Raw genomic sequence first — 8,888 nt, 5'->3', positions numbered from 1 at the left:
CCCCCCCCCCCCCCCCCCCCCCCCCCCCCCCCCCCCCCCCCCCCCCCCCCCCCCCCCCCCCCCCCCCCCCCCCCCACACCCCCCCCCCCCCCCCCCCCCCCCCCGGGGGGGCCCCCCCCCCCCCACCCCCCCCCCCCCCCCCCCCCGGCCAGGTGGGCCGATCGGCTACGCGGTGCGCAAGCTCATCCGGTGGCGTTCGGCGTCGATCTCAGCGATGCGGACCCGGATTTCCGCGCCAACCTCGGGCTCGTCCGACCACTCGACCTTGTGCAGCAGGCCGTGGACGCCAGCCACGTCGACGAAAGCACCGAACGGGACGACCGAAACGACCTGCCCGGTAACCACGTCACCGGACGCGTGCTGGGACGCGAAGGCGTCCCACGCCGCGGAATCGAAATCGGAATGCGGAGCACTCATCTGATCACCTCCCTCCTCCGCAGACTTCTTTCCCGAAGCCCACGGGGGCGGCGGGCCACGAGCCCGCCCGGCGATCAAGACGTGGCCGGGTACCTTCCTCGCGCATGGCTCAAGGCCGACCCGGCAGTCACGGCCCTGACTCTAGCACCCGAATCCGGCCATTGGCTGCGGATTATCCGACGGCCAACCCGGGTACCTCCGTCCTGTTGCGGTGGCTGGCGAGGAGGAGGCCGCGATGTGCCGGTTGTTCGGGTTGTCGGCTGCGCCGAAGCGGGTGCACGCCACGTTCTGGTTGTTGGAAGCGCCCGACAGCTTGGCGCGGCAGAGCCGCCGGGAACCGGACGGAACCGGGCTCGGCACCTTCAGCGCCGACGGGACACCGCAGGTGGACAAGTGCCCGCTCGCGGCCTACGAGGACCAGCGGTTCGCCGAAGAGGCCAAGCAGTGCAAGTCGGTCACCTTCATCGCGCACATCCGCTATGCCTCGACCGGTGCGCTGGAGCGGCGCAACACCCACCCCTTCCAGCAGCACGGCCGATTGTTCGCCCACAACGGGGTGATCGGCGATCTCCCGATGTTGGACGCCGAGCTCGGCGACTACCGCGCGCTGGTCGAGGGCGAGACCGATTCCGAACGGTTCTTCGCCCTGATCACCAAGCACATCGACGCCCACGGTGGTGCGGTTGGTCCCGGAATCACCGCTGCGGCGCGGTGGATCGCCGACTCGCTTCCCGTGTACGCGCTCAACCTGGTGCTGACCACACCAACCGAACTGTGGGCGCTGCGCTACCCGGACACGCACCAGTTGCACGTGCTGGAGCGTGCCGCCGGTGGCGCGCGCGGCGACCGCTACCTGGACCACGCCAGTTCCGCCGGGCGCATCCGAACTCGCAGCTCCCAGCTGGCCGACTTCCCGGCGGTCGTGGTGGCCAGCGAGCGAATGGACGAGGACCCCGGCTGGCACGAGCTGCGGCCGGGCGAACTGCTGCACGTGGACAGCGCTCTCACCGTCACCCGGCAGATCGCCGTGGACCACCCACCACGCCATCGGCTTTCCCTGGCCGAACTCGACGCCCACGCGGCGGCGTCGCAAATCTGAGCGCCGGGTACCGTCCGGTTGCTAACGTTCCAACATGGAGCACCTTCCCGATGGCTTGGCGGAACAACGTTTGTTGGACGCCTTGGGCGACTTCGGCATCGGCCCGGCGACCGCGACTTACGCCCCGGTCGGTTTTGGCGACTACCACTGGAAGATCACCGGCGCCGACGGCCAGCGCTGGTTCGCCACCGTCGCCGACCTCGAACACAAGGAGCACTGCGGCGGCGATGCCGCGACGGCCCTCGACGGCCTGCGACGAGCGATGAACACCGCAGCAAACCTACGCGAACGCGGACTGCGGTTCGTGGTAGCTCCGTTGCGTGCCACCAGCGGTGACCCGGTCGTGCCACTGGACGACCGCTACGCGCTGAGTGTATTTCCCTACGCCACAGGGGAAACAGGCAACTTCGACCAGGAGCTGACAGCCGCGCAGCGAGTACAGGTCCTCGACCTGCTCGCCGAACTGCACAGCAGCACACCTCCGGAGACCACTCCCGTCACCGCGCTGCCCCCTTTGGGGCGCAGCGGCCTGGAGTCTACTATGGACGAACTCCGCGGCACGTGGGAGGGCGGACCGTTCGCCGAACCCGCGCGCGAACTGCTCGCCGAGAACGCAGACCTGATCCGCACCCGTCTCCACGACTTCGACCGCCTGGCCGACGCGGTGCAGCAACGCGGTGCGCAGCACGTCGTGACACACGGCGAACCGCACCCCGGCAACCTGCTCCGCGGAAGCGGCGGATACTCGCTGGTCGACTGGGACACCGTGGGCTTGGCCATCCCGGAGCGCGACCTGTCGGTCCTCTCCGACGATCCGGCCACGTTCACCCGTTACACGGCAACGACGGGGCACACACCGGACGCGGCAGCGCTGGACCTCTACCGGCTGCGCTGGAGTCTGGTGGATGTCGCCGAGTTCGTCGCGTGGTTCCGCGGTCCGCACTCCCGCAACCCGGACACCGAAAAAGCTTGGCAGGGCTTCACCGAAACGCTCAACGACCTCACCCGCACCGCACGATGAGAACCCGAACGATTCGAGTCCCCGCATGGCGATGTTGGCGGCGCCAACGTGGACAATGCAATCCCGAACGATCAACGCGAGACAGGCAGTGCGCAAATGCGGCGCGGCGACGTCGGCGGGTAGCGTTGGGCTTTCCCCGTCCGGGCCGCGAGGTCACTGGTGCGCGGGTGCGCATCTGGTGCCGGTGAGGAGCCAGCGATGCGGACTCGTCGCGATCCGCCGTTCGCCAGGCGTCGGTCGGTCGGCGTGCTGGCGGGAACGATCGCGGTCGGTCTCGCGCTCGTGCAGTGCGCTCCCGCCGAGCCGCCGCGCACCCCTGCCGAGCCGCCACGCGTTTCGGCCGAATCCCCACCGCAGTTCAGCGCCACCGTCCACCCGGTCACAGCCGCAGAGCTCGGCGCGACCTGGCATCCGGGTTGTCCGGTCGAGCCGAGCCAGCTGCGGAGGGTCGAGCTCAGCCACATCGGCTTCGACGGCCGGACGCACCTCGGCCAGCTGGTCGTGAACCAGGACCGGGTGCCGCAGGTGATCGACGCCTTCGAGCAGCTCTACCGGATCCGGTACCCGATCGAGAAGATCCGCACGGTCGACCACTACCCCGGCGCGGAGGACGAGTTGTCCATGGAGGACAACAACACGTCGGCGTTCAACTGCCGGGACATCCCCGGCCGCGGCAAGTGGTCCTACCACGCGTACGGCCGAGCCGTCGACATCAACCCGCTGATCAACCCGTACCTCGACAACACCGGCCCGGTCCAGCCGAAGAACGCGGCGATGTTCCTGGACCGCACCCGCAGCGATCCGGGCATGCTGCACGATGGCGATCCGGCCGTGCGCGCCTTCACCGACCGCGGCTGGCGATGGGGCGGCCGGTGGACCAGTCCGATCGACTACCAGCACTTCGAGCTGCCCTGACCGTGCCCCAGCAGGGGCGGTAGGTCGACGTGGCGCCCGGCACCGGGCCTTACGCTGTGGACGTCTCAGAACGCTGCGCCCCTGGCGCATCCCCGGCAGGCGCCGCGGGCGGCAGCGGGTGAACGAAGATCAAGACAGGAGTTGCACCTTGAGCGAGCCGACGTTCTACGCCCCCGAAGGTGGCCTGCCGTCGCAGACCACGCTGCTGACCGGCCGGGCCGTCGTCAAGGAGGCGTACACCGTCATCCCGCGTGGCGTGCTTCGCGACATCGTCACCAGCAACCTGCCTGGGTGGAACCGCACCCGCGCCTGGATCCTCGCCAGGCCCATCGCCGGGTTCGCCACCACGTTCGCGCAGTACGTCGTCGAGGTGTCGCCCGGTGGCGGCAGCGCGGAGCCCGAGCCCGAACGCGGCGTCGAGTCGGTGCTGTTCCTGCTCACCGGCACCCTGAACATCGTCATCGAGGGCGAGGAGCACGTCCTGACCCCAGGTGGCTACGCCTACCTCCCGGCGGGCGGGACGTGGTCGGTGGCCAACGAGTCCGACGCGGTGGCCACCTTCCAGTGGGTGCGCAAGGCGTACGAGCCGCTGGCGGACCACCCCGCTCCCAAGGCGTTCGCCGTGCAGGAGCAGGACGTGGCGCCGACACCGATGCCGGACACCAACGGCGCCTGGGCGACCACCCGGTTCGTCGACCCGGACGACCTGGCCCACGACATGCACGTCAACATCGTCACCTTCGAGCCCGGTGCGGTGATCCCCTTCGCCGAGACGCACGTGATGGAGCACGGCATCTACGTGCTCGAAGGCAAAGCCGTGTACCGCCTCAACGACGACTGGGTCGAGGTCGAGGCCGGTGACTTCATGTGGTTGCGGGCCTTCTGCCCGCAGGCGTGCTACGCAGGCGGCCCCGGCAAGTTCCGCTACCTGCTCTACAAGGACGTCAACCGCCAGATCAAGCTGACGTGACGCTTCGCCCGTGAGTGCTCCGGCGTCCGGAGCACTCACGGGCGAAGCAGCCCCGCCGCTACTCTGGGCATTCGGGACGTATCGAAACGGCTCTTTCGGGTTAATCGGCGACAGACTTGACAACGGTGTGTATTCACTCCAATCTTTCCTGCCATGGAGCTGTCTGACAGGCGGACAGCCGGACATGGCATCCGGCGGGTCAGCGCGATGGAGGCCGTGCTGGCCCACCTGCGCGACGCCATCGAACGCGGCGAGTACGCGATCGGCGATCGGCTGCCCGCCGAAGCCAGCCTCGGCAAGGAGTTCGAGGTCAGCCGGTCGGTCGTGCGGGAAGCGCTGCGCGGCCTGCAGGCCCTCGGCCTCACCATGTCGCGGACCGGGAAGGGCACGTTCGTGGTCTCGAACCGGCCGGTCGACAACCCCACGTTCGGCCCCTACTCGGCGCGCGACCTCCTCGAAGTCCGCCGCCACGTAGAGATCCCGGCCGCTGGCTACGCCGCCCGGCGGCACACTCCCGACGACCTGGACCTGCTCACCGGCCTGCTGGAGCGGATGTCGGGCGAAACCGACAACACGGCGTGGGTGGCCTTGGACTCGCTGTTCCACATCACCATCGCCCAAGCGTCCGGCAACCCGGTGTTCGGCAAGGTCATCGAGGAGATCCGGGACGCGCTGGCCAAGCAGTCGGCCTTCCTGAACCAGCGCGACGACCGTCGCGCGGCGTCCGACGACGAGCACCGACAGCTCGTGGACGCGATCGGGCGCGGCGACGAGCACGCCGCGACCGAGGCGATGACCCACCACTTGACGCGCGTCGAAAACGCGCTCACCGACATCGTCGGGCACAAGACCGCAGCCGAGAAGAACGAGGATTCCTGACTCCATGACCGACCGAACCCTCCAGGCCACCAGGCCGGAGCACGGACCCGCCGACGCCGGTGACACGGGCTACCGCAAGTCGCTGAAGGCACGCCACATCAACATGATCGCCATCGGTGGCGCGATCGGCACCGGGCTGTTCCTGGGAGCCGGTGGGCGACTCGCGCAGGCCGGTCCGGCCCTCGCGATCGCCTACGCGGTGTGCGGGCTGTTCGCGTTCTTCGTCGTCCGGTCGCTCGGCGAACTGATCCTGCACCGCCCCTCCTCGGGCGCCTTCGTCTCGTACGCCCGCGAGTTCATGGGCGAGAAGGGCGCCTACACCGCGGGCTGGATGCACTTCCTGAACTGGTCCACCACCGGCATCGCCGACATCACCGCGATCGCGCTGTACGCGCACTACTGGTCGGCGTTCACCCCGGTGCCGCAGTGGGTGCTCGCGCTCATCGCGCTGGCGATCGTGCTCACCCTCAACCTGGTTTCGGTGCGGCTGTTCGGCGAGATGGAGTTCTGGTTCGCCATCATCAAGGTCGCCGCGCTGGTGCTGTTCATGGTGATCGGGATCTTCCTGCTGGTCACCCAACACCCGATCGACGGCAACGCGCCGGGCCCGCAGCTGATCGGCGAGCACGGCGGGATCTTCCCGGCCGGGGTGATCCCGATGGTGCTGATCATGCAGGGCGTGATCTTCGCCTACGCCGCCGTCGAACTGGTCGGGGTGGCCGCTGGCGAGACCGAGAACCCGGCGAAGATCATGCCGAAGGCGATCAACTCGATCATGTGGCGGATCGCCTTGTTCTACGTCGGTTCCGTGGTGCTGCTGGCGATGCTCCTGCCGTGGGACGCCTACAGCAAGAGCGAGAGCCCGTTCGTCACCGTGCTCTCGCACATCGGCGTTCCGGCGGCCGGTGACGTGATGAACCTGGTGGTGCTCACCGCGGCGATGTCGAGCCTGAACTCGGGGCTGTACTCCACCGGCCGCATCCTGCGCTCGATGTCGATGGCCGGGTCGGCCCCCAGGTTCACCGGTGTGATGAGCAAGACCAGCGTCCCCTACGGCGGGATCCTGCTGACCGCCGCGGTCTGCGTGGTCGGCGTGGGGCTGAACTACCTGGTGCCCGCCGAGGCGTTCGAGATCGTGCTGAACTTCGCCTCGATCGGCATCCTCGCCACCTGGGCCATCATCCTGCTCTGCCACCTGCTGTTCGTCCGCAAGGCGCAGCGCGGCGAGGTGACCCGGCCCAGTTACCAGCTGCCGTTCTCGCCGTACACCGAGATCGTCACGCTCGTGTTCCTGGCGTCGGTGGTCGTGCTGATGGGCTTCGATGAGACCGGCCGGATCACCCTGATGGCACTGCCGTTGATCATCCTCGCGCTGGTGATCGGCTGGTTCCGCGTTCGCAAGCAGATCGACACCTCGGTGTTCGAGAGGGCCGACGCTTGAGGTCTGCCGCCCCGCTCGGGGTTCCCGCGCACGTGCCGCTCGTGCACGTGCTTCGGGACGGCCTCGCCGAGAGCGTGCACCACGGCTCGGTCGTGGTGCTCGCTCCGGACGGCTCGACGCTGTTCCAGGCCGGTGACGTCAGCAGCACGGCCTGCTACCCGCGCTCGGCGGCCAAGCCCATGCAGGCCGTCGCGATGGTCCGGCTCGGTCTGTCGCTGCCGCCGGAACTGCTCGCGCTCACCGCCGCCAGCCACTCCGGCGAGCAGTTCCACCTCGTCGGCGCGCAGCGGGTGCTCGACCTGGGCGGATTCACCGAGGCCGACCTCGGCAACCCGGCAGACCTGCCGTTCGACCCGGTCGAGCGGGCCGAATGGGTCGCATCGGGCCGCGCGGCGCGCAAGCTCGCGCACAACTGCTCGGGCAAGCACGCGTCGATGTTGCACACCGCTAGACAACGCGGCTGGTCCACATCGGACTATCTGGACCCCGAGCACCCGCTGCAACGCGAAATCGCCGCTACGGTCCAGGACCTGACCGGTGAGCGGGTCGCCCAGGTTGCCGTGGACGGTTGCCGGGCGCCGCTGTTCGCGGTCTCGCTGCGCGGCCTGGCCGCTGCGGCGGGGCGGATCGCCGCAGCACCGGGCGGAAGCGCGGAAAACGTTGTCGCGCAAGCGATCCGCGCGCACCCGGAAATGGTCGCCGGGACCCGGCGGGACACCACCGAGCTGATGACGGCGGTGCCGGGTCTGATCGCCAAGGACGGCTTCGAGGCGGTGCAGGTCGCGGCGCTGCCCGGCGGCACCGCGATCGCGATCAAGATCGCCGACGGCGGCGACCGGGCCCGGCTTCCGGCCACCATCGCGGCGCTTGCCCTGGCGGGCGTCGAACCGGACCTGCTCGCCCCGTTCGTCGACCCGAGCCGCACCGTGGTCGGCGAGTTGACTCAGCGCCGCGTGAACTCGCGGTTCAGCCTGGCGGCGAACGGTCGACGGACAGCTTGCGCGCCATGAAGCCAGCCCAAGCCAGACCCGCCGCGGTCACCCCCAGGACCCCGGCCGCGCCCAGTCCGGCGGCCACCAGACCGACCGCGCCGGGAACGATCACCTGACCGGCTCGGTTCCCGGTCAGCCGCAACGACATCGCGCGGCCGCGCAAGCCGGGCGGGGTGGATTCGGCCAGCCACGACATGGTCAGCGGCTGTCCGACGCCGAGCCCGAGCCCGGCGACGGTGACCGCGATGGCGAGCAACCAGATCGGTATCGGCGCGGCGGTGAGCCCCAGCCCCACGGCCGACGCCGCGATGCTCACGATCAGCAGCCGACGGCGGCCCAGCAGCAGGGTGCTCCGGCCGAGGAACAGCCGCGAGATCATCGACGCACCGGCGCGCAGGCCGAGGAGCATCCCGATGAGTCCGGAGGCGATGTTGCGCTCGGTGCCGAGCGCGGGCAGGTAGACCAACGAAATGTCGACTGCGGCGAGCACCACGCAGCTGGCGATCAAGGCCCGGAACAGGCCCGGCAGCCGCAGCAACGAGCCGACGCCGACCGGCGCTGCGGTCGCCCGCTGACGCGTCATCGGGCCACTGGAGATCGCGAACGAACACCCGAAGAGGACGACGGCGACCGCGGTGGCGCCCAGGAAGATCGGTTGCGTGTCGGGGATCGCTCGCGTGCCGCCGAACAGGACGATCAGCAGGGGTCCGGCCGCCTGGCCGAGCGACGCGGCGAAGGTGTAGTAGCCGAAGGCCGTGTCCATCCGGCTGGCTGTGGTCGTGTTGGCCACCAGCGCCTGCTGGCCGACGACCGCGCACAAGTGCGCCGTGCCGAGCACGATGCTTCCGGCGACCAAGCCCTGGATCGAGCCGCCGAAGATCAGGAACACGGTGCCGCCCGCGCACATCAGCAGCCCGCCCGCGATCATGACCCGCCGCTCCCCCACCCGGTCCACGATGTGACCGGCGGGCAGCGCGAGCACCAGCGGCACGAGCGCGAAGCTGCCCGAGAGCACCCCGAGCCACGACGCGGGCACGTGCAGTTCGAGCGCCCGATAGGACGTTGCGGGTCGCAGCACGAACGTCACTATCTGGGTCAACGTGGCATGCGCGAGGAGGATCCAGAGCTGTCGTCGTCCGTCGTTCATGCGAATC

General features: G+C 69.6%; 9 protein-coding genes. 7 read left to right on the top strand and 2 right to left on the bottom strand.

Annotation, left to right across the window (positions count from 1 at the left end; translation table 11 throughout):
• Positions 1-165: 165 nt before the first annotated feature.
• A complete protein-coding gene (locus MOQ72_RS01585) occupies positions 166-417 on the bottom strand; it encodes a S1 RNA-binding domain-containing protein (RefSeq protein ID WP_242179955.1) in 252 nt (83 codons plus the stop codon).
• 211 nt (positions 418-628) lie between these two features.
• Between MOQ72_RS01585 and MOQ72_RS01580 the strand changes: the two genes are divergently transcribed.
• The 7 genes from MOQ72_RS01580 to MOQ72_RS01550 all read left to right on the top strand — a co-directional run bounded on the left by MOQ72_RS01580 (position 629) and on the right by MOQ72_RS01550 (position 7,752).
• The gene (locus MOQ72_RS01580) at positions 629-1,516 is read left to right on the top strand and encodes a class II glutamine amidotransferase (protein ID WP_242179954.1); all 888 of its coding nucleotides are present in this window, start codon (positions 629-631) and stop codon (positions 1,514-1,516) included.
• 34 nt (positions 1,517-1,550) lie between these two features.
• Positions 1,551-2,537, top strand: coding sequence for a phosphotransferase (locus MOQ72_RS01575; protein ID WP_242179953.1), 987 nt, complete (start codon positions 1,551-1,553; stop codon positions 2,535-2,537).
• Between the two features lie 198 nt (positions 2,538-2,735).
• Positions 2,736-3,452 (top strand): M15 family metallopeptidase, encoded by a 717-nt coding sequence (locus MOQ72_RS01570; RefSeq protein ID WP_242179952.1) that lies wholly within the window; start codon positions 2,736-2,738, stop codon positions 3,450-3,452.
• Between the two features lie 148 nt (positions 3,453-3,600).
• The gene (locus MOQ72_RS01565; protein ID WP_242179951.1) at positions 3,601-4,422 is read left to right on the top strand and encodes a bifunctional allantoicase/(S)-ureidoglycine aminohydrolase; all 822 of its coding nucleotides are present in this window, start codon (positions 3,601-3,603) and stop codon (positions 4,420-4,422) included.
• Between the two features lie 207 nt (positions 4,423-4,629).
• Positions 4,630-5,301: a FadR/GntR family transcriptional regulator gene (locus MOQ72_RS01560; RefSeq protein ID WP_242179965.1), complete on the top strand. Its 672-nt coding sequence runs from the start codon at positions 4,630-4,632 to the stop codon at positions 5,299-5,301.
• A 4-nt stretch (positions 5,302-5,305) separates the two neighbouring features.
• The gene (locus MOQ72_RS01555; RefSeq protein WP_242179950.1) at positions 5,306-6,742 is read left to right on the top strand and encodes an amino acid permease; all 1,437 of its coding nucleotides are present in this window, start codon (positions 5,306-5,308) and stop codon (positions 6,740-6,742) included.
• Positions 6,739-7,752, top strand: a complete 1,014-nt coding sequence (locus MOQ72_RS01550) for an asparaginase (protein WP_242179949.1) — start codon at positions 6,739-6,741, stop codon at positions 7,750-7,752. Before MOQ72_RS01555 ends, MOQ72_RS01550 begins: the two co-directional genes overlap by 4 nt.
• On the opposite strand, the gene MOQ72_RS01545 is transcribed toward MOQ72_RS01550, so the two are convergent.
• Positions 7,709-8,881, bottom strand: coding sequence for an MFS transporter (locus MOQ72_RS01545; RefSeq protein ID WP_242179948.1), 1,173 nt, complete (start codon positions 8,879-8,881; stop codon positions 7,709-7,711). The genes MOQ72_RS01550 and MOQ72_RS01545 overlap by 44 nt on opposite strands.
• Between the last annotated feature and the right edge of the window lie 7 nt (positions 8,882-8,888).

Origin of the sequence: Saccharopolyspora soli (genome assembly GCF_022678645.1) — a bacterium.
Lineage (GTDB): Bacteria > Actinomycetota > Actinomycetes > Mycobacteriales > Pseudonocardiaceae > Saccharopolyspora > Saccharopolyspora soli.
Note: the sequence above shows the minus strand (reverse complement) of the source record. Positions and strands in the feature narration are given on the sequence as shown.

Coding starts and splice junctions, on each gene's coding strand:
- MOQ72_RS01585 (WP_242179955.1), bottom strand. CDS start 417: ATGAGTGCTCCGCATTCCGATTTCGATTCCGCGGCGTGGGACGCCTTC.
- MOQ72_RS01575 (WP_242179953.1), top strand. CDS start 1,551: ATGGAGCACCTTCCCGATGGCTTGGCGGAACAACGTTTGTTGGACGCC.
- MOQ72_RS01570 (WP_242179952.1), top strand. CDS start 2,736: ATGCGGACTCGTCGCGATCCGCCGTTCGCCAGGCGTCGGTCGGTCGGC.
- MOQ72_RS01560 (WP_242179965.1), top strand. CDS start 4,630: ATGGAGGCCGTGCTGGCCCACCTGCGCGACGCCATCGAACGCGGCGAG.
- MOQ72_RS01555 (WP_242179950.1), top strand. CDS start 5,306: ATGACCGACCGAACCCTCCAGGCCACCAGGCCGGAGCACGGACCCGCC.
- MOQ72_RS01545 (WP_242179948.1), bottom strand. CDS start 8,881: ATGAACGACGGACGACGACAGCTCTGGATCCTCCTCGCGCATGCCACG.